The sequence below is a fragment of the Yoonia maritima genome, from assembly GCF_002933395.1.
Taxonomy (GTDB): Bacteria; Pseudomonadota; Alphaproteobacteria; order Rhodobacterales; family Rhodobacteraceae; genus Yoonia; species Yoonia maritima_A.
Map to the genome: position 1 here is coordinate 378,304 of NZ_PKFN01000007.1, position 20,776 is coordinate 399,079.

A 20,776-nucleotide genomic window follows, 5' to 3' on the forward strand; every position below is an offset into this window, starting at 1 on the left:
ACGATCTAAAGTGCTTCTTTCAGCGTCACCTCGAGCGATGTCACGTCAGGTACGATCGACACATAAGATAGGATGTCATCGCCGGCAAAGCCTTGCTTTACGACATGTTCTAGCAACGTCCAAAGAGGGTCCCAGAACCCGTCAATGTTCAGCAGCACAATCGGTTTTGCGTGGAGTTTGAGTTGCCGCCAAGTGAGCGCCTCAAAGAATTCATCCAGTGATCCGGCCCCACCGGGTAGAACGACCACAGCGTCGGCGTTCATGAACATGACCTTTTTGCGTTCGTGCATCGTTTCGGTAATGACAAAGCTATCAAGGTCGCGTTTGCCGACTTCCCAATCCATCAAGTGAGTGGGGATGACGCCGAATGTGTTGCCGCCTGCGTCTTGGACCGCATTTGCGACCCGGCCCATCAGCCCGACATCCCCTGCGCCGTAAACCAGCCGCCAGCCATTTTGCACCAGCATTTCGCCGGTTGCTTTGGCAGCCTCTGCGTATGCGGGGGCAACGCCATCGCGGGACCCGCAATAGACGCAAACGGATTTAGGAAATGTGGACATGGGCAACCTTTTTGCGCAGCTAAACTTTGACGCCTGATTGTGGCGTTGTTACGGTGACTTAAGCATGTGCGGTAGGGACGCCGATTACAATGGCTTGTTAGGGGAAAAGACGTGACCGAAGAAACCAAATCAAACGCCATTCCGATTATGCTGGGCGCAGTGGCTGCCGTTGTTGTCGGGGTGGGTGTTGTTATGTTCGTGCCGCAGGCTGAAATCTCGGGGATACAGGATCAATCAAGTGCGGATACTGCAACGCCGGTCGTTTTGACGACACCAGTCGAAGATGTTGCTGCGGCTGCGTCGCCGCGCAAGTCATTTAGCCCGCAGTTTGACACATTCCGTGTTGAAGCTGACGGTAGCATGGTGGTCGCAGGGCGCGCGGAGCCGGGGCAGGTTGTTGCGATCATGCTTGCTGGCGAAGAACTTGAAAGAGCAACGGCTGATGCTTCTGGTAATTTCGTGGTGTTACCCTTGGCCGGAGTATCGCCGCTTCCGCGTAGTTTAACGCTGATTGCTGACCCCGACGGGAAGGCCATCCAGTCCGAGACAAGCTATATCGTATCACCAATCGCCGCACCCGAAGTCGTTGTGGCCGCGTTAGAGCCGCCCGCGCAAGATCTAGATGTAACGCAGGACGAAGCTGAAACCGCTACGCTCCCAAGCCCTCAGGCTGAAGAGCCGACTCCGACGCCAGACACGCCTGTTCTTCCAAAGCCCAGCGCCGAACCTGCCAATGTACCGCAGGCGCCGTCGGCGCCAACAGTGTTGCAAGCGGATGCTGATGGTGTGCGTGTTGTACAAGCGGGGCCCAGCCTTGATACCCCCAATGTGGGGCTTGATGCGATCACCTATGATCCCGAAGGTGAGGTGCAGCTATCTGGTCGTGCAGTCGGTGATGGTTCTGTGCAAGTCTATCTTGATAACGAACCTGTTTCGACGTCACCTGTGACCGAAGGTGGCGACTGGCGCATTGATCTGCAGGATGTGGAAACGGGTGTGTATACTCTTCGAGTGGATGAGGTGGATACAGCGGGTGCCGTTGTATCCCGGCTGGAGACGCCATTTAAACGCGAAGAGGCTGCGGATGTTGCCGCCGTTTTGGCAGAAGAGACGCAATCGGATGGTTTTGACGTTGCTGTTCGCACCGTTCAACCAGGTTCAACGCTTTGGGCAATTGCCGAAGAAAGTCTTGGGAATGGCGTCTATTACGTCCAAGTCTATGAGGCCAATAGTGATCTGATCCGTGATCCCGATTTGATTTACCCTGGTCAGATTTTCCGTATGCCGGAGATCAATCAATAGCATCGCAGGACTGGTATTCGGCACAGTGGCACTCTAACTAGAGGCGCTGCTAGCCGGAGTGCCCACATGCGTCGTTTATCCACTACCTCTGCCAATCTCGACAACACCAAAGTGCAGGGATGGGATGTGATCCGCCGCGTTGCGCCGTATTTGTGGCCAGATGGGCAGGCTTGGGTCAAACGCCGCGTCGTGCTAGCGATGGCGGTCCTATTTACCGCTAAGCTCATCGCGGTCACGACACCATTGTTTTACAAGCAGGCCGTTGATGCGCTTGCTCCTGAAGGCGCGTCAGCCGCGACATTCATGGGGCTTGGTGCCGTTGGTCTGACGTTGGCTTATGGTATTGCGCGGCTGATGAACGTTGGCTTTCAGCAGCTACGCGATGTCGTGTTCACTCCCGTAGGGCAGCGCGCGTTGCGGCAGCTCGCGCTTGAGACATTCACACATATTCACCGTCTTTCGATGCGTTACCACATCATGCGCAAAACAGGCGGGTTAAGCCGCGCGATTGAACGCGGTGTGAAGGGCGTTGAATTTTTGCTTCGCTTTTTGTTGTTCAGCATCGGTCCGCTGGTGCTTGAACTGCTGATGATCGCAGCGGTTCTGTTTTTCCTTTTTGATGTTTGGTACTTAGCCGTCGTTTTTGTGACGATTGCGCTATATATCACGTTTACATTCAAGGTTACCGAATGGCGGGTGAAGATCCGTAAGGTGATGAATGAACAGGATACGGACGCGAACCAAAAGGCGATTGATAGCCTGCTGAATTTTGAAACCGTCAAATACTTTGGTGCCGAAAGATGGGAAGCGGATCGTTACGATAGCGCGATGGCCCAGTACCAAAAGGCGGCTATTCGTACCAATTATTCTTTGGCGTTCCTGAACTTTGGGCAGTCGTTCCTGATCACCAGTGGCCTTGCTGCGGTTATGGTGATGGCGGCGATTGGGGTTGAGCGTGGTGATCTAACCGTCGGCGATTTCGTTATGGTCAACGCTTACATGATCCAAATCACCATGCCGCTGAATTTTCTTGGGACTGTGTATCGCGAAATTCGCCAGGCTTTGATCGATATGGGTGATATGTTTGATCTGCTCGAACAACCGGCCGAGGTCCAAGATAAGCCTGATGCCAAGCCGCTGACTGTAACTGGTGGGCAGGTGACATTGGACAACGTTGCTTTTGGCTATGATGCAGAGCGCCCAATCCTGAAGGGCATTGATTTGCGGGTTGAACCCGGCCAAACCGTTGCGATTGTTGGATCGTCCGGGTCTGGAAAGTCGACGATTGGGCGGCTTTTGTTCCGGTTCTACGATGTGAACGGTGGTGCCTTGCGTATTGACGGCCAAGACGTGCGCGATGTGACCCAAGACAGCCTGCACGCCCAGATCGGTGTCGTGCCGCAGGATACGGTGCTGTTTAACGACACGGTGCATTACAACATTGCCTATGGTCGTCCTACGGCTTCCCAGGATGAGATCATCACCGCAGCAAAGGCCGCAAAAATTCACGACTTTATCGTTAGCCTACCAGACGGCTACCAAACCACGGTTGGCGAGCGGGGTCTGAAACTGTCCGGTGGCGAGAAGCAGCGGGTCGGCATTGCCCGTACCTTGCTAAAGAACCCACCGATCTTGCTATTGGACGAGGCGACTTCTGCGCTGGATACCCAGACCGAGATGGAAATTCAGGCAGAGCTGAAGGCGATGGGTCAAGGGCGTACCGTCATTACGATTGCGCACCGCCTATCCACGATTGCCGATGCAGATCAGATCGTTGTCCTTGAAAACGGCGTGATTATTGAGCAGGGCAAACATGATGCGCTGCTGGCGCAGGGCGGACGTTACGCGAATCTATGGAACCGACAGTCAGAAGAGAGCGTTGCCTTATCGTAGCATCACAATGCGTAGGTAGGCACCATGCAGCAAGAGACACCGGTTTCAGACATTGTCGATAAAATAGATGAGACAGTGACTGACGATAATGTTAGGGCAGGCGAACTATTAGGTGCGTTTGGGCATAGCGCGCTTTTGCCGACATTGATCGTGCCTGCCTTACTGGTCACTTCACCGCTGAGTGCTATTCCGTTCTTTTCATCATTATGCGGGATCGCAATTGTTCTGATTGCGCTGCAAGGTGTCTTTGGACGCGGACAGCCCTGGCTTCCTGAATTTATATGCAGACGCCCAATTCCTGCTGAAAAAACACATAGGGCGACGAAAACGATGGCGCGTTTGGCTGGCTGGTTAGATAAGGTCACGCGGCAGCGCCTGCAGTTTCTTGTGGTTGGTCCTGCGCGACCTGTCGTCTATTTTATTTGCGCTTTGGCTGCGTCGATGATTCCGCTGCTCGAATTGGTGCCGATGTCATCATCGATGATTGGGGCAGGGGTATCGCTGCTGGCGATTGGTATGCTCGCGCGTGATGGCGTTTTCGCAGTGGTTGGTTTTTTGTTTGTATGCGTGGCAATGGCTGTGCCTTGGTTCATTTTTGCACAGGGCTCTGCGCTATTGACCTGATTGCCAGTGGGACAGCCCCCCGATAGCGTAGAGGTGATTCATACAATATCAGGTCTTCCCATGCCCATGTTACGCGCTGCCCTTATTCTGGGGCTTCTTTCTGCTGTTGGTCCGTTTGCGATCGACATGTATCTACCCGCAATGCCGGCGATCGCTGCATCTTTGAACGCAGATGTTGCGTCTGTACAGTTGACGCTGACATCATATTTCGTTGCCTTTGGCCTTGCTCAACTGTTCTATGGCCCTTGGGCTGATCAGGTCGGGCGTAAAGTCCCGCTATATGTTGGTATCGGAATTTTTGTCCTTGGTACTATCGGTTGTGCAATGGCGCCAACGATTGGCTGGCTTATTGCAGCGCGTGCGTTCCAAGGTATGGGGGGCGCCGTATTGATGGTTGTCCCACGTGCAATCGTCCGCGATATGCATACCGGTACTGAGGCAACTAAGCTGATGGCGATGATTATGCTGGTGATTTCTGTGTCACCCATGCTGGCTCCGCTTGCGGGGAGTGGTCTGATTGTGCTGGGCGATTGGCATATTATCTTCTGGGTGCTGGCCTTTGTGGCGTTGCTTAGCCTAGGCTTAGTTGGCGCTGTGTTGCCGGAAACGCTTCCGGTTGAGCATCGGGTGAAAGTCAACTTTGCCAATCTTTGGCATGGTACCAAAGTATTATTGCGTGACCCAGTCTTTATGGGGTTAACGTTGATCGGTGGCTTTGGCTTTTCCAGCTTTATGGTTTTCATCGCCAGCGCTGCCTTTGTTTACACCGAAGAATTCGGCCTAAGCCCAACAGGGTTTAGTGTGGCATTTGCGATCAATGCGCTGGGTTTTTTTGGTGCGTCGCAATTGGCGGGGCCTCTTGGGGAAAAATATGGAATTCTGCCTGTGATGCGCTGGGCGGTTATTGGCTTCGCTGGATTCGCTGTAACCCTGCTGCTTATCGGGTTTGCCGGTTTCGCGAGCCTCTATGTGATTATCGCTGGGTTGTTCTTGGCCAACGCATGCCTTGGTTTGATTTTACCAACGACAATGGTTGTCGCGCTCGATCCACATGGAGATATTGCCGGTCTTGCATCCAGTTTGGGTGGAACACTGCAGATGGTGACCGGCGGCGTTATGGTGGTTATCACCGGATTGTTCTTTGATGGCACCGCCGTCCCGATGATCGGCGCAATCGCACTATGTGCGGTGTTGGCACTTGTTTTGGCCCTGCGTACCCTTGGTATCATGGCCCGAGAGGAAGCCTTGGCAGCCTCGGTTGGCTGATAAAATCTCTGTGTAATGTTGATTAGGCGCCCCTTGGGGCGCCTTCTTACTTGTCCATCTGGCCCGCTTCACGATATGAACGCAAAAACAGAATATCGCGTTTTGCGTTAATTGGGGGCCAAGGTGAGCAACTCGGACAGTTTTATCGATGAAGTCACCGACGAGGTGAAGCGCGACAGGCTCTATGCACAAATGCGGAAATACGGCCCCATTGCCGTCGCTGTGGTGCTTGCGATTGTTGGTGGCGCGGCGTGGACTGAATATAGGTCGGCCCAAGACCAAGCCCGCGCAGAGGCCGCAGGTGATGCAATTTTTGATGCATTGGAAGAAACTGATGCCGAAGCCCGTGCCGCAGTGTTTGCCGATCTGCCTATTGAAGGTGATGCAACTGCGATTGCTGCACTGATGGCTGCATCATCCCAAGTCGATGCTGGCGAATTGGATTCGGCTGCGTCAATTTTGACCGCTTTAGCCGCTGATGATACGGCGCCAGAAATGTATCGTGATTTGGCCGCTTTAAAGGCCGCTATGCTGCCCAATGACGATACAGCTGCTAAGATCGCAGCGCTTGAACCTTTGGCGCGTCCGGGTCAGCCATATTATCTGCTTGCCATGGAACAAATTGCTTACGCAAACCTTGAAGGTGGGGACACGGATGCTGCAATCGCAGTATTTCGTCAGATCGAAGAAGATGCTGCATCATCACGGGGCTTGCGTGAACGCGTGCAAAATTTGATGATCGCTTTGGGCGAACCAATGCCCGAGCCAGTAGCGCAATAATACTTGGATTGGAACGCACCGTGACGGCAAAAACAATTCTCGGCGCGAGCCTTGCAATCGCGCTTTTGGCTGCTTGTGGCGAAGAAGACGTGATCCTCCCCGGAGAGCGGTTTGCACTACGAGATACGCCTGTATTCGAAAACACTGTACAACCCATTAGTCTTCCACAGGCACGGGCGAATGCCGATTGGACTGACCGTAATGGTGGTCCTTCGCATCAGATTACGCACCCAGCGCTTGGTGCGACGCTTACACCTTTGTTTACTGCTCCGATTGGAGCAGGTGACAGCCGTCGTGCCCGAATTACAGCAGAGCCCGTTGTCGCAGGTGGGATTGTCTATACAGTCGATGCACGCGCAACTGTAACCGCAACGACTGTAGATGGCCGCACTTTGTGGTCGCGTGACCTGACACCAGCCCGCGCACGCACTGCTGATGCGTCTGGGGGCGCGGTTATGGTCGGCGGCGGACGGGTTTATGCAACCACCGGATTTGGAGAGATCACATCGCTTGATGCCGCGACTGGCGCGACTGTCTGGGTGCAGGACCTTGATGCGCCGGTAAACGCGTCGGCGACATTGCGTGGTGATCTGGTTTATGTCGTTGGACGTGATAGCACGGCTTGGGCATTGGATGTGAACGACGGCCGCATTCGCTGGCAGCAAAATGGCACGCCTTCGGTTGCGAATTTTGATAGTGGCGCGTCACCTGCTGTTTCGGGTGATACGGTTATCTTGCCATTCCCATCAGGTGAAGTCATCGCAACTTATCCAGCTGGCGGTATTCGTCGCTGGTCCGCGGTCGTTTCTGGTGATCGCCTCGGCCGCGCCGCATCGTTGGTCAGCGATATCGCAGGTGATCCAGTGATCGCGGGCAACCGTGTTTATGTCGGGAACTTTGGTGGCCGAATCGTTGCGCTCAATTTGAAGGACGGAAGTCGCATTTGGACTGCATCCGAGGGCGCGCTTAGCCCTGTATGGCCGGTTGGTGATGCCGTTTTCGTTGTCAATGACCTGAACGAACTTGTGCGCCTAGACGCCGAAACAGGGAACCCAGTTTGGCGCGTCGATCTGCCAAACTTTACCGAGGGCAAAACAAGCCGTCAGCGCCGTGTTTATGCACATTATGGCCCTGTTCTGGCTGGTGGACGTCTGATTGTGACATCTTCAGATGGCTTTATCCGACAGTTTGATCCGACCTCTGGTGCGCTCATTGGGACCATTGATTTACCCGGTGGCGCGGCGTCTGCACCTGTTGTTGCTGGGCAAACGCTGTATGTTGTCAGCAAAGACGGCAAATTGCATGCTTTCCGTTAGGCGCTGATTGGTGTATCGGCGGGCCTCAACATCCGTCAGGAGCCGAAAAGATGAGTTTTACCCTTGCTATTGTGGGTCGTCCCAATGTGGGCAAGTCCACGCTGTTCAACCGTTTGGTTGGCAAAAAGCTGGCTTTGGTCGATGACCAGCCGGGGGTAACGCGCGACCTACGCGAAGGCGAGGGGCGGATCGCTGATCTACGATTCACCGTGATCGACAGTGCGGGTCTGGAAGAAGCCACCGACGACAGCCTTCAGGGCCGTATGCGCCGCCTTACAGAACGCGCCGTTGAAATGGCTGACGTCTGCCTGTTCATGATTGATGCCCGTGCGGGTGTTCTACCTGCCGATATGGTTTTCGCCGAAATCCTGCGTAAGAAAAACGCAAACGTCATCCTTGCCGCGAATAAGGGCGAAGGCAAAGCCGCCGATGCAACAATCCTAGAGGCTTATTCGCTTGGCCTTGGCGAACCAATCCGCATGTCTGCGGAGCATGGCGAAGGCATGGGCGAATTGATGGATATGTTGCGCCCGATCTATGACGAACACGAAGAACGCGCTGCCGCTGACGCGCCAGAGGTTGATGTCGACGTTGGTGAAGACGACGAAGACGCCCCACGTGTTCCAACAAATGCCAAGCCGCTTCAGATCGCTGTTGTTGGTCGTCCAAACGCGGGCAAGTCCACGCTGATCAACAAGATCATCGGCGAAGAGCGCCTGCTGACCGGCCCAGAGGCTGGTATCACCCGCGATGCGATTTCCGTCCAGCAAGACTGGGGCGGGGTGCCCATGCGGATATTTGACACCGCTGGTATGCGTAAAAAGGCCAAGGTTCAGGAAAAGCTAGAAAAGCTGTCGGTTTCCGATGGTCTGCGCGCTGTTAAATTCGCCGAAGTTGTCGTTGTCCTGTTGGACGTTGAAATCCCGTTTGAGCAGCAAGATCTGCGCATCGCCGATTTGGCCGAGCGCGAAGGCCGAGCCGTGGTTGTTGCGGTGAACAAGTGGGACATCGAAGACGAAAAGCAAACAAAGCTGAAAGAACTGCGCGAAAGCTTTGAACGTCACTTGCCACAGCTGCGCGGTGCGCCACTGGTGACTGTGTCTGCGAAGACAGGCAAGGGGATTGATCGTTTGCAGCAGGCCATCATGCGCGCCCATGATGTCTGGAACCGCCGCGTGAGCACCGCGAACTTGAACCGCTGGCTTGTTGGGATGCTGGAACAGCACCCGCCACCCGCGCCGGGCGGTAAGCGCATCAAGATGCGTTACATGACCCAAGTAAAGACGCGTCCGCCAGCGTTTGTTGTGATGACCTCGCACCCAGATTTGATGCCGGAAAGCTATAAGCGTTATCTTATCAATGGCTTGCGTGTCGACTTTGATATGCCGGGTACGCCAATTCGCCTGTACCTGCGCGATCAGGGCGACAAGAACCCATACAAAGACAAGAAGTCTTCGCAGCCTTCACGTCTATCGAAGCACCTTAAGAAGGGACCGAGTGACCGCTAGACGCGACGCTTAGTCCCAACAACACCACCGCCCCGATGCCTGCCAGAATGCTGACACCAAGAGGGGCGGTGCCGTTTGCGACAACAATACCCACCAGCGCCCAAACCACAGCAAGCCCATAGGCTGGCCTGCGGCTATGGCGCATGGTCGCCAGTGCGACAATTCCCTGTGTTCGCCGGAGCTCATCGATCTCGTCTTGCAGGTTTCGAATCTGCTGAGTGAGATGTTTGATGGCGCCGATTTCTGTCAGCATTTTATTAGAAAATTCGTTTAAAACCGCGTCGCATGCCTTATTTTGAATTGATCTACGCTCGCTTGAAGAGTTATTCACCAGACCTGCTAAATCCGTAAAGAGGTTGGCGTTGCGGCTAGAGATTGTGACGAGCCGCTCATATCCAGATTTCGCATAGTTGGTTGACAGCGATTGATCGCATGTCAAATCCGCTTGCTTAAACCTGCATCAAAGCCGCCCTTTACGACAATTTGTATAAAGAGCCGGCTTTGATGAACTATCCGAAAATAAGGCCAGTGTTGTAACGTGATGCCAACATCCATCCGAAATCCAACATTCCCTTATCTTCCACCCGCTTAGTCCAGACTGTTCAGGACGTCCTGGATTTCATTGAGGTTCTGGACGGCGCGTTGCACGTCGCTCATCTCGCCCCGTTCGATGGCAAGGTTCCAACGCAGCTGGTTGAAGTTCGCAGCCTCTGCCAGTTTTGTTGCATCATCAAATGATATGTCACCCGTTTGGTAGGCGGCGGCAGCGGAATAGGCGGCCAGCGTTATCTCGGCGGCAGTGCGCGCGCTTTCGGCATGCTTCATGAAAGTGGTTCTGCAATAGGCCGGATCAAACGCTGTGTCCGCATTGGTAGATGGTGCGGCTTTGGTGTCCAAAGCGGCGACAAAGACGGCGCCCGCTTGAAAAGCCTGGTAATTGTCCATTGGCACGCCAACGGCCACGGCACCTTCGGACACGGCAAGACCGATCGGGTCGTATTCCTCGACCATGCCGATGTTCCCATCCAGAAGCACATCCTGCGTGTCCCGGTCAAAAGTGATCAGACGGTCCCCTTGATATGTTGCCGCATATGCGGTCGTTAGCGCGACCTCTGTGCCAAAGCTTTCCTGTCGTGCCGTATCAGAGGGGCGGAACTCTGAAACGAGGGTCCTGTCGCGCAGGTCATAGATGTATGCCGCGCCGCGCGGATCATGGTTTTCTGAGTTCACGCCGCGTAGGGCCAAGGCCTCGGCACTCAGTGCTACGGGTGAGCCAATCATCAGGTGGAAGTCATGTAGTGCAATCGCCTGTCCGAACTGGGTTTCGTACCAGTTCTCTGGTTCAATTGTCTGCACGAGCCGTCCAGTGCATGTGTCAAAGACCTGCACGGCGGTGGTGTAGACGCCGTACTCATAACTATTGATCGCGATTTCATGGCTCCGACCGATCACGGCATACTGGTCGCTTAATGCAACGGACAAGACATCGGCCATCCGAATGTCAGTGCGGTCAGCCGCGATGCGCACCATTTTATCCGGCTCTTCCAGATCGAAGAGATAGGATTGTTCATAGCCCACCCGTGGGTGAGTATTGCCCACGCCGATCAGGGCTTGTGTTTCGGACAGGGCGATATTTGCCCCGAACCAGGCGGCATGAACCATATCGGGGTTAGAGAACCGGTGCACGAATTCGCCTGTGTTCAAGTCAAACAAGTAAGCAGCGCCATCCGTCTGTGCCGCACTTGGTGCGCCAATGAGCACGTATTTGCTGTTCATAGCGACAGCACTGCCAAATCCGGGGCTGTAGTTCACATAGCCGTCGTGCAACCGCTCTGTTGGTGCTGTCTCATCGACAGTTTCGGGCATTCTGAATGTCTGTAGCAGCGTGCCATCGCGGGTGTCGATGAGATAAGCGAGGCCCGCCTCACCGATGTTCTTGTAGTCGTGATCGGCCTCTTGGGCCCCGACAAGCAGCAGATGACCGCGCAAGGCGACCGCGCTGCCAAATTGATCCTGTTGCGCAATCAGACTGCCATAGTCATGTTCGCCCAACGCCAGCGCAGGACTGTAGATCGCCCGCACGTTTTCGTTGTGTGCGATCGGTGGCTGCTTAGGCAGCGAGATGTAATAATAGGTGCCGCCGCCAAGGGCTGCCATTGCGATCAGTGGAAGGATAACGTTTTTCATGTGGACTTTCTGCGAAGGTTTATCAGGATGCCGCGCGGCATACGCTGACTTTGCGCGTCACATTGTGAGTCGTCATTTTGTGGTTTTGTGTTAAGAGCTTTGATCAAAAAGAGTTGTTCACGCTCGGAAATTTGCCTCATGGTTGTGCAAGGTTTATGCATACATTGCGATTGATATCCTATATCACGTGCAAAGCTGGCGATTGTACGCTGATATTATCCATCGTTGCTCGGTTGTCATGGCGAAGAATATCATAGTAATTCCTCGTAACAGTCCTTTATGAATGAGTTACAGACATTCGTACTTTGGTTGCGAGTTGTCGTCCTTTGCGACAGAATTTTCTTACTACATGGGGCTGTGAGAAATCATCTCGACGGGGCTTTGTTCATAAACTGCGTAAAAATGATTTTGGCAGCACGTCGAAAAGTGCTGAGCTGGAACAAGAGGCCGCACTTCGTTACGAGAACTACGAAGTGCCGTATTTTGATCGTCACTAAGGAAACGCTGACGCGGTTTTCTTAGTCGGAGTGACCTAACCAGTCACTCACCTGCGAGCAGCGAAATGCAGCTCTGTCCCGCGACACTTAAGTTCGACCCTTCATTTATGCTCCGCCGCCAACGAATGACCGGATCTATCGCGGCGCTGCAGCACGCTAGGATGCGCACTTGCAGAGATTTCCGCGCTGCGAGCGCGCGCAGCGAAAAATGAAGGCTTCCGCTGTGGGCTCTCTTCCGACCTTAGCTGCGTGTTGCACCAACGACCGCTTTGAGAGTTCAGACAGCAATCGGCTTCCGAACATGCCTTGGAACGACGCGCTGCCAATCCAATCCCTCAAACAAGGCCTCGAATTGCGATCTGTTGATCGTAATCACACCATCCGTCATGCGGGGCCAGACAAATCCACTGCCTTCGATCCGCTTGTACGTCATCACCAAGCCGGTTCCGTCCCAGACGATTAACTTCATTCGATCAGATCGCTTGGAACGAAAAATGAAAATTGCGCCACTGAACGGATCCAAATCAAACTCATTCATGACGATTGCTGCCAACCCATCCATCCCCTTACGAAAATCCACTGGCTTCGAAGCGAGGTAGAGTTTGAAATTTCCAGAGGGCGAAATCACGCGCGGCCTTCTAGCGACAGAATAACTTTGATCAAGTCGGGGACCGGATAAGTGGAGGGAAGGGCAACCTCGATTTCGCGCCCGCGCAGAAGTATCTCTTTAGTTTGATTGGTCAGTGGGTCAGTTGGCTGGTTTTCGTCAACCACAATCTCTGAAAAGAATGCATCTTCCGTTGCTGTCGTCGTTCTGATCCGCGAAGCTTTGACGTCCGCCCGCCATTTGTAGACCAGCGACTGTGAGACGTTACATTCCTTCATGACGTCGGCGAGGACCAGTTTGCCGCTGTCGAGGCCTTCTTTGACGAAACGCTTGAAGCTAGGCGGCCAAACGCGACGGCCGCCGGCGTGGACTTCGATTTTGAAACCGTAGACTTCGAAGGACTGTCCTGAATGAACCATGCTGTAACCTCATTTGTTTTGAGGCATTATTGCACAGAGTGATACGTGTTGTGGGGGCTGTTTCGGGCCCCAGATGCAACGCTTACGGATGGTCGCCCAAATTGCGCTTTGGTTCGCGATGGCGAGCCACGGCGTGCCCACGGCAAGGCTGACGATCAAGGGTGCGCGGGCGCGGTCCCACCTGGGATCATTCTTATGTTTCCAAAGCCCGTAAACGGCAGAAATTACCAGCCATACGTAAATCACCCCCCAAATTGCAAAAGCGTAACCTGCAGGTTGGATTGGCGGTTTGATCTGCGGGATAGGCAGCTGATCAGCCGTAAACCCCGAAAAAGGGCTGGTCAGGAAGGGCGATACTACAAACGTTAAGGTCAGGATGAGTGTCAATATTGCGCGCATGTTCTTCATATATCACGATTTAGATCACGTTTGTAAAAATCAAATGCAGGGTAGGGAATTGCAGACTTGCCAGTAAATAGCGGTTTTTCCGAACATATCACTATTTATGGGGATGGATTTATTATGAAACGGATTGCTATTTTTTGCGACGGCACATGGAACCGCCATGATGCAGAACACCCGACCAACGTCGTACGTCTTGCGCAGGCGGTAAAACACACGGCCGAAGACGGTCGCAAGCAAGAAGTATTTTATGTACTGGGTGTCGGCACAGGGCGCGGGTCAAACAAGGTGGCACGTTGGCTTGATCGTACGCTGGGCGGTGCTATGGGCTTGGGTATGGTCGAAAACATCGAGGACGCATATCGCAGTGTTGTCTTTGCATATGAACCCGGCGATGAAATCTACATCTTTGGTTTCTCACGTGGCGCCTATACCGCGCGATCTCTGGCGGGGCTCATTCGGTCTTGTGGTATCCCGCCACGCGAAAATGTGCACCGCTTGGGTGAGGCGATGTCCCGCTATCGTTCGCGCGACAAGAATACCCACCCAGATGATCCCGAAAGCTTTCTGTTCCGCGCTGATTTCGCGCCCTATACTGCGACAAGCAAGGCAGAATGGAATTGGCGGCTAAAGACCCGGCCGAACCTCTGTGTCAACCTTGGGATCAATTATCTGGGCGTTTGGGATACGGTCGGTGCGCTTGGTGTCCCGGGCCATTGGGCCACTGCTAAGCTGTTCAACAAAAAACATCAATTTCATGACGCACACCTCAGCAGCATGGTTAAATCCGCCCGCCATGCCGTCGCAATTGACGAGCGGCGCAAAACGTTTCCCCCAGCGATGTGGTCAGAAAAGCTGGATGTAATGAACCGCGCGGCACTTGGCCTTGATGCTGACGTTTCGCTTGATCCAAAGCGCCGCGCGGAATGGGCATATCGGCAGGAATGGTTCCCGGGCGATCATGGATCGGTGGGTGGCGGTGGCGACCGCGTTGGGCTGTCTTCGTTTGCCTGTGACTGGATCGCCGAAGGGGCAGGGCGTGCCGGGCTTGAGATGGATAGCAACGTGTTGGACCGCGTGCGTGACACGCGAAATATTCGCGAACCGTTGATGAATCAAACCCGGATCGGGCTGATGAAGAAGGCGATGCTATGGAGCGCTATTGATCGTGATGGCCCGACACGGGTCGAAGATGTCAGTCAGATCACGTTGGATCGGATCGCGTGTGACAAGGACTATCAGCCCAAAACGCTGGCCAAAGTCATGACTAAGTTGCACGAGCAGATCACCAGTGATGATCTGCTCCCGCCTGATTAGACCAGTTGGCCGTCGGCAGAAATGCGTGTTTTGCCACCCAAGTAGGGGTGCAATACGGCTGGTAGATCAACAGAGCCGTCTTCTTGCTGGCCGTTCTCGACGACGGCGATCAAGCAGCGCCCGACAGCAAGGCCAGAGCCGTTCAAAGTGTGAACGTATTCAGGCTTGCCGCCTGCCGCAGGTTTAAAACGCGCATTCATGCGGCGTGCTTGGTAATCACCAGCAACCGAGATGGACGCGATTTCACGGTAGGCGTTCTGACCGGGTAGCCAAACTTCGATATCGTGGGTTTTGCGCATACCCGCGCCCAGATCGCCCGTGCACAGCACAACGGTGCGGTAAGGCAGTCCTAGTTTATCAAGAATGGTTTCCGCGCGCTTTGTCATAGCGAGGTGTTCGGCCGCACTATCTTCTGGCTTGGTTACGCTGACCATTTCGACTTTTTCGAATTGGTGCTGACGCAGCATACCAGATGTATCACGACCGGCAGAACCAGCTTCAGAGCGGAAACACTGCGTATGTGCAACATAGCGGCGGGGCAGGTAGCTTTCTTCGATGGTCACACCGTTAACGATGTTGGTAAGCGTGACCTCTGCCGTAGGAATAAGCCACCAACCGTTTGTGGTTTGATAACTGTCTTCGCCGAATTTTGGCAGCTGACCCGTTCCGTACATCATTTCTTCGCGCACCAGCACAGGGGTGATGGTTTCGGTCAGACCATGTTCGTCGACATGTGTATCAAGCATGAACTGCGCAAGCGCGCGGTGCAGGCGCGCGACGGCGCCTGACAACAGCACAAAGCGGCTACCGGATAGCTTTGCAGCGGTTTCGAAATCCATACCCGGACGGATGCCGGGGATGTCGTAATGCTCGACCGGCGTAAAGCTAAAGTTGCGCGGGTCACCTTCGCGTTTGATTTCGACGTTGTCTTCTTCGTCTTCGCCGTCCGGAATGCTTTCGTCTGGCAGGTTCGGAATGCGCATCAATAGATCGTTTAGCGCAGCATCTTGGGCTTTCGCTTCGTCGTTGAGTGCGGCGATTTGAGATTTCTTTTCAGCAACCAAAGCACGCAGGCGTTCAAATTCTGCTTCGTCACCCCGACCTTTAGCGGCGCCGACTTCTTTCGCGGCTTTGTTCGCTTCGGCCTGTGCGGTCTCTGCTGCCAAGATCTTGGCGCGACGAGCCTCGTCGAGCTCCAGAATTTCGGACGATGCAGCAGAGATCCCACGACGAGACAGAGCCGCATCAAAAGCGGCGGGGTTGTCACGGATGGCGCGAATATCGTGCATAGCATCGGTCCTTTTTGGCGTTAATTCTGCGCGTGATATGCCCTATCACTAACACCATGTGAACCCACAATTGTCATACATTGATTGCCTCTGGCTTGGTGGGGGCATTGAACGTGCCTTCAAATTGCTTGGCTGGCCTTGATATAACCTTGCATCTGGTTGCTAATTGCTTATCTCGCCAGTAACGTGCCGCGACTTTCGGGTCGTACGGCCCTTGCGAATTTAAAGGATTGCGAAATGAGACCTCAAGACCTGATAATGCTGCTGTTGATCTTTGGGATCATGTATTTTTTGCTGATCCGTCCACAGCAGAAAAAGCTGAAAGAGCATCAAACAATGCTTGAGGCACTACGCCGTGGCGACCAGATCGTGACCCAAGGTGGCGTGAAGGGTAAAGTGGTTAAAGTGAAAGACGACAACGAAGTTGAAGTTGAAATTGCTGACGGCGTGAATGTCCGTGTGGTGAAATCAACTATTACAACCGTTCTGAACAAAACCGAACCGGCGAAATCCTAACCGCCGAAGGGCCGCGTCATGCTGAATATTTCGATGCCGAAGCAGATCCTGATTTGGGGAACTGTTGTTCTTGGCTTGCTGTTTGCGATGCCCAATGCGTTTTATACGCGGGTAGAAACACATAATGACGCGGTCGCTGTCATAGATAGTGGGCAGGCCAATGCCGCGCTTGAAGCGGATGCGGCCCAGTGGCCAAACGTATTGCCTTCGGGTCTTGTGAACCTTGGCCTTGATCTGCGCGGCGGTGCGCATTTGTTGGTCGAGGTCGCGCTGGAAGATGTGCATGGATCATATCTAGAAGGTTTCTGGCCAGAAGTACGTGATACACTTGCTGCTGAACGTGACACTGTTGGCTTTGTGACACGTGATGACAGCCCAGCTGATGAATTGCGTGTGCGCATTTCCCAGACGGATGGCGCAACACGTGCGTTGGAACTGGTGCGCGGTCTTGGTCGCCCGGTGACATCCCTGACAGGGGCGGCAGGTAGCAATCTGGATGTGTCGATTAACGGGCCGGTTTTGACGATTAAGCTCAGCGAAGCAGAGCAAGTCGCCATGAACGACCGCACGATGGCGCAAACGCTGGAAATCGTGCGTCGTCGTATCGACGAAGCTGGTACACGCGAACCCACCATTCAACGCCAAGGCACGGATCGCGTGTTGATCCAAGTTCCCGGGGTTGGTTCCGCACAAGAGGTCATCGATCTAATTGGTACTACTGCCCAGCTGACGTTCAATTCCGTTTTAGGAAGCTCAAGCGACCCTGCGCAATCACCCGGTACTGGTAATATCTTAGCACCTGACGCAGAAAACGAAGGTCTGTTTTACATCCTTGAAAAGCGCGCCGTTGTAACAGGCGAAGATCTAGAAAATGCGCAGCTTGATTTTGACCAAAATGGATCACCTGCTGTTGCTTTCCGCTTTAACACAACTGCGGCCCGCAAATTTGGTGATTACACGTTAGAAAACATCGGGTCACCGTTTGCGATTGTTCTGGATGGCGAAGTTATCTCTGCGCCGCGTATCCAAAGCCACATTCCGGGCGGTTCGGGTATCATCACGGGTAACTTCACTGTCGAAGAAGCAACTAATCTTGCGATCCTCTTGCGCGCAGGGGCGCTGCCTGCACCATTGACCGTTCTTGAAGAACGCACTGTTGGCCCTGAACTTGGCCAAGACAGCATCGACGCTGGTAAGGTTGCTTGCATGGTTGCAGGTATCGCGATCCTTGTGTTTATGGTTCTAAGCTACGGCCTGTTTGGCCTGTTCGCGAACATCGCGCTCATCATCAACGTCGGCCTGATCTTTGGTCTGCTGTCGATCATCGGTGCCACGCTGACGCTGCCCGGCATTGCAGGTATCGTGCTGACCATTGGTATGGCCGTCGACGCCAACGTCATCATTTTTGAACGTATCCGCGAAGAACTGAAGACTGCCAAAGGTGCGGCACGCGCCATTGAACTTGGCTATGAAAAAGCCTTGTCGTCGATCATTGATGCGAACATCACCACCTTTATCACTGCGGTGATCTTGTTCGTGATCGGGTCTGGCCCGGTTAGTGGTTTTGCTGTGACTTTGGGCTTTGGTATCGTTACGTCGGTCTTTACCGCCATCTTTGTAACCCGATCACTGATCGTGATCTGGTTTGCCCGCGCCCGTCCTAAGACAATTAAGGTTTAAAATGCGCTTGAAACTTGTACGCGATAATACCTCCATCGACTTTTTCAGTAAGGCACGGATTTGGCTTGGCATATCGCTGGTCATGATGGTCGTGGCGCTTGGGTCGTTTCTGATCCAAGGGCTTGCCTTTGGGATCGATTTCCAAGGCGGGACAAGCATTCGTACCCAGTCTGAGGTCGCAGTCGATGTCGCGGCCTACCGCGGCGCGCTCGAGCCGTTAGAGCTTGGCGATATTTCTATCGCAGAGGTCAACGATCCAAGCTTTGCGGATAATCAGCACGTCGCAATGATCCGTATTCAAGCCCAAGAGGGCGATGAGAGGATCGCGTCTGACACCGTCGACGCAATCCAATCAGCGCTGGTTGGGCTTGATCCGACAATCACGTTTCAGTCGATTGAATCCGTTGGTCCGAAAGTATCAGGCGAATTGATTAATACCGCGATTTTGGCTGTGACTTTGGCCGTTGCCGCGATTTTGTTGTATATCTGGATGCGGTTCGAATGGCAGTTCGCGGTCGGTGCTGTGTTGGCGTTGGTGCATGATGTATTACTGACAATTGGTATCTTCTCAGAATTGCAGATCAAATTTGACCTCGCGATTATTGCCGCGCTGTTAACGATCGTTGGTTATTCGATCAACGACACTGTGATCGTGTTTGACAGGGTGCGTGAAAACCTGCGCAAATACAAACAAAAGGACCTCAAAGAGGTGCTGAACCTGTCGATCAACGAAACACTTAGCCGGACATTGATGACATCGGTCACCACCTTGCTGGCGCTTGTGTCATTGTATGTTCTTGGCGGTGATGTGATCCGCGGGTTTGTCTTTGCGATGATCTGGGGCGTTGTCATCGGGACCTATTCATCGATCTTTGTTGCTTCGACTATTCTGCTTGTGCTGGGTGTGAAACGCGACTGGTCCAAAAAGGATCCAGCCGCTGGCACGCGCTATGCGCACTTAGATCAGTAAGGATGCCCGATGCGTTTGAATGAAATCAACTATAACGATGCGACCCCGGTCGATGGATATGGTCCGGGTTTCTTTCGCATCGGAGGCACGAAACATGAGGGCCCAGTTGCGGCATTTGCGACTGGGGTAAAGGCGTGGGGCGGTTATGAAGATACCGCCACTTTGCTAGATCAGGCTGAAACGCTGGATGTCTTGTTTGTCGGCACGGGCGCAGAGGTCGCGCATTTGCCCGCCGACTTTCGTACCGCGCTAGAAGACGCCGGTATCGGGGTCGAAGCGATGGCATCACCCGCCGCCTGCCGGACCTACAATATTCTACTGTCAGAAGGGCGCCGCGTCGCTATCGCCCTGATCCCGGTCTAATGCTGCGCGTCAGTAACGTGACATGTGCACGGGGCGGAATCCCAGTGCTAAGCGACATAAGCTTTGACGTACATGCAGGGCAGGCGCTGATCCTGCGTGGTCCAAATGGTATCGGGAAAACGACGTTGCTGCGGACATTGGCGGGGCTGCAACCCGCTTTGGCTGGCGAAGTCGACCATCCGGCGGATGAGGTGGCCTATGCGAGCCACGCCGATGGGATCAAAACCGCGCTGAGCGTCACAGAGAACCTGAGCTTCTGGGCCGATGTCTATGGCCAGCCTGTACCCGACGATATTTGGGACACATTCGATTTGGCCGATTTGCGAGAGCGTATTGCAGGCACTCTTTCGGCTGGGCAAAAACGCCGGCTGGGGTTGGCGCGTCTTGGCGTGATCGGGCGCAAAGTGCTATTCTTAGACGAACCCACTGTGTCGCTTGACGGGTTTTCGGTTAGATTGTTCGCCGACTGGCTGCAAGACAAGCACCTTGCCAGCGGTGGTGTAGCTGTGATTGCGACGCATATTGACCTTGGCATTACAGCGCCTGAACTCGACCTGACGCCATTCAAATCCGCGCCAGAGGCAGGTGGTGCCACAGACGAGGCGTTCTTGTGATCGCTTTGCTCCTGCGTGACCTACGGCTTGCGGTACGGGCAGGGGGAGGGTTTGGACTAGGGCTCGCGTTTTTTCTGATCGTCGTTGTCCTTGTTCCACTTGGGGTGGGCCCGCAGACCGAATTGCTATCGCGAATTGCGCCAGGGATTTTATGGGTGGCTTCACTTTTGGCGGCCCTTCTTTCTCTTGACCGCATCTTTGCGTTGGATTTTGAGGATGGGTCGCTGGGCTTGCTCGCGACATCTCCGTTGCCTTTAGAGGGGGCCGCATTGGCCAAGGCGCTCGCGCATTGGATAACGACGGGACTGCCGCTGACGTTGGCGGCGCCCGCGCTTGGGTTTCTGTTGTCGCTCGCGCCAGAAGCCTACAAATACCTACTTTTGTCGCTGTTGTTGGGAACGCCTGCGCTGTCGATGATCGGGACGTTTGGCGCGGCGCTGACAGTCGGGCTGCGTCGCGGAGGATTGCTTTTGTCGCTACTCGTGTTGCCACTTTACGTTCCGACGTTGATTTTCGGGGCAGAGGCCGTGCGACGTGGCGCTGACGGTTTGGACCCAACTGGCGCTTTGATCCTGCTTGGTATGATTACGGCAGGTAGCTTTGCGGTGTTGCCCTTCGTGACTGCGGCCACGTTACGCATCAATCTGCGTTGATCGGGCGCAACGG

The 20,776-nt window shown here is 54.1% G+C and carries 20 protein-coding genes and 1 pseudogene; 14 read left to right on the forward strand and 7 right to left on the reverse strand.

The window, feature by feature from the left end; all coding sequences use genetic code 11:
• Positions 1-5: 5 nt before the first annotated feature.
• Entirely contained in the window at positions 6-560 is a 555-nt protein-coding gene (locus CYQ09_RS03280) for a TIGR00730 family Rossman fold protein (RefSeq protein ID WP_106744010.1), read from the reverse strand.
• Positions 561-671: 111 nt separating this feature from the next.
• Between CYQ09_RS03280 and CYQ09_RS03285 the strand changes: the two genes are divergently transcribed.
• The 7 genes from CYQ09_RS03285 (at position 672) to der (ending at position 9,249) form a co-directional block, all read left to right on the forward strand.
• Positions 672-1,862 carry a LysM peptidoglycan-binding domain-containing protein gene (locus CYQ09_RS03285; RefSeq protein ID WP_106744011.1) on the forward strand — a complete coding sequence of 397 codons (1,191 nt, stop codon included), beginning with the start codon at positions 672-674 and terminating at the stop codon, positions 1,860-1,862.
• A 66-nt stretch (positions 1,863-1,928) separates the two neighbouring features.
• Positions 1,929-3,755, forward strand: a complete 1,827-nt coding sequence (locus CYQ09_RS03290) for an ABCB family ABC transporter ATP-binding protein/permease (protein WP_106744012.1) — start codon at positions 1,929-1,931, stop codon at positions 3,753-3,755.
• Positions 3,756-3,779: 24 nt separating this feature from the next.
• Positions 3,780-4,379, forward strand: a complete 600-nt coding sequence (locus CYQ09_RS03295) for an exopolysaccharide biosynthesis protein (protein ID WP_106744013.1) — start codon at positions 3,780-3,782, stop codon at positions 4,377-4,379.
• Between the two features lie 66 nt (positions 4,380-4,445).
• A complete protein-coding gene (locus tag CYQ09_RS03300) occupies positions 4,446-5,645 on the forward strand; it encodes a multidrug effflux MFS transporter (RefSeq protein WP_106744014.1) in 1,200 nt (399 codons plus the stop codon).
• Positions 5,646-5,768: 123 nt separating this feature from the next.
• Entirely contained in the window at positions 5,769-6,425 is a 657-nt protein-coding gene (locus CYQ09_RS03305) for a tetratricopeptide repeat protein (RefSeq protein ID WP_106744560.1), read from the forward strand.
• A 20-nt stretch (positions 6,426-6,445) separates the two neighbouring features.
• Entirely contained in the window at positions 6,446-7,741 is a 1,296-nt protein-coding gene (locus CYQ09_RS03310) for a PQQ-like beta-propeller repeat protein (protein ID WP_106744561.1), read from the forward strand.
• A gap of 50 nt (positions 7,742-7,791) precedes the next feature.
• Positions 7,792-9,249 carry a ribosome biogenesis GTPase Der gene (der, locus tag CYQ09_RS03315; protein ID WP_106744015.1) on the forward strand — a complete coding sequence of 486 codons (1,458 nt, stop codon included), beginning with the start codon at positions 7,792-7,794 and terminating at the stop codon, positions 9,247-9,249.
• Here the strand turns inward: der and CYQ09_RS18240 are convergent.
• From CYQ09_RS18240 to CYQ09_RS18460, 5 genes and pseudogenes are all read right to left on the reverse strand, one after another.
• Complete coding sequence (locus CYQ09_RS18240; RefSeq protein WP_162617558.1) at positions 9,224-9,502, reverse strand: hypothetical protein; 279 nt, start codon at positions 9,500-9,502, stop codon at positions 9,224-9,226. The two genes, der and CYQ09_RS18240, sit on opposite strands and share 26 nt — an antisense overlap.
• Before the next feature lie 335 nt (positions 9,503-9,837).
• Positions 9,838-11,436 carry a hypothetical protein gene (locus tag CYQ09_RS03325; protein WP_106744017.1) on the reverse strand — a complete coding sequence of 533 codons (1,599 nt, stop codon included), beginning with the start codon at positions 11,434-11,436 and terminating at the stop codon, positions 9,838-9,840.
• Between the two features lie 774 nt (positions 11,437-12,210).
• Positions 12,211-12,561: an IS66 family insertion sequence element accessory protein TnpB gene (gene tnpB / locus CYQ09_RS03330; RefSeq protein WP_162617559.1), complete on the reverse strand. Its 351-nt coding sequence runs from the start codon at positions 12,559-12,561 to the stop codon at positions 12,211-12,213.
• Complete coding sequence (locus tag CYQ09_RS03335; protein WP_106744019.1) at positions 12,558-12,959, reverse strand: hypothetical protein; 402 nt, start codon at positions 12,957-12,959, stop codon at positions 12,558-12,560. The genes tnpB and CYQ09_RS03335 overlap by 4 nt, the downstream gene beginning before the upstream one ends.
• Positions 12,960-13,046: 87 nt before the next feature.
• Positions 13,047-13,367: pseudogene (locus CYQ09_RS18460) on the reverse strand (hypothetical protein); the annotation flags it as partial.
• Positions 13,368-13,481: 114 nt separating this feature from the next.
• On the opposite strand from CYQ09_RS18460, the gene CYQ09_RS03345 reads away from it, so the two are divergent.
• Positions 13,482-14,678, forward strand: coding sequence for a DUF2235 domain-containing protein (locus CYQ09_RS03345; RefSeq protein WP_106744020.1), 1,197 nt, complete (start codon positions 13,482-13,484; stop codon positions 14,676-14,678).
• Here the strand turns inward: CYQ09_RS03345 and serS are convergent.
• Entirely contained in the window at positions 14,675-15,967 is a 1,293-nt protein-coding gene (gene serS, locus CYQ09_RS03350; protein ID WP_106744021.1) for a serine--tRNA ligase, read from the reverse strand. The two genes, CYQ09_RS03345 and serS, sit on opposite strands and share 4 nt — an antisense overlap.
• Before the next feature lie 237 nt (positions 15,968-16,204).
• Here serS and yajC point away from each other — a divergent pair, with 237 nt between their 5' ends.
• The 6 genes from yajC to ccmB are packed head-to-tail and all read left to right on the forward strand — an operon-like array spanning position 16,205 to position 20,763.
• On the forward strand, positions 16,205-16,483 hold the full coding sequence (gene yajC / locus CYQ09_RS03355) for a preprotein translocase subunit YajC (protein ID WP_106744022.1): 279 nt from the start codon (positions 16,205-16,207) through the stop codon (positions 16,481-16,483).
• 18 nt (positions 16,484-16,501) lie between these two features.
• The gene (gene secD, locus CYQ09_RS03360) at positions 16,502-18,163 is read left to right on the forward strand and encodes a protein translocase subunit SecD (protein WP_106744023.1); all 1,662 of its coding nucleotides are present in this window, start codon (positions 16,502-16,504) and stop codon (positions 18,161-18,163) included.
• Position 18,164: 1 nt separating this feature from the next.
• Positions 18,165-19,133, forward strand: a complete 969-nt coding sequence (gene secF, locus CYQ09_RS03365) for a protein translocase subunit SecF (protein ID WP_106744024.1) — start codon at positions 18,165-18,167, stop codon at positions 19,131-19,133.
• Between the two features lie 9 nt (positions 19,134-19,142).
• Positions 19,143-19,496 (forward strand): Mth938-like domain-containing protein, encoded by a 354-nt coding sequence (locus CYQ09_RS03370; protein ID WP_106744025.1) that lies wholly within the window; start codon positions 19,143-19,145, stop codon positions 19,494-19,496.
• Positions 19,496-20,110, forward strand: coding sequence for a heme ABC exporter ATP-binding protein CcmA (ccmA, locus tag CYQ09_RS03375; protein ID WP_106744026.1), 615 nt, complete (start codon positions 19,496-19,498; stop codon positions 20,108-20,110). The genes CYQ09_RS03370 and ccmA overlap by 1 nt, the downstream gene beginning before the upstream one ends.
• Positions 20,107-20,763, forward strand: coding sequence for a heme exporter protein CcmB (ccmB, locus tag CYQ09_RS03380; protein ID WP_106744027.1), 657 nt, complete (start codon positions 20,107-20,109; stop codon positions 20,761-20,763). The genes ccmA and ccmB overlap by 4 nt, the downstream gene beginning before the upstream one ends.
• Positions 20,764-20,776 lie beyond the last annotated feature (13 nt).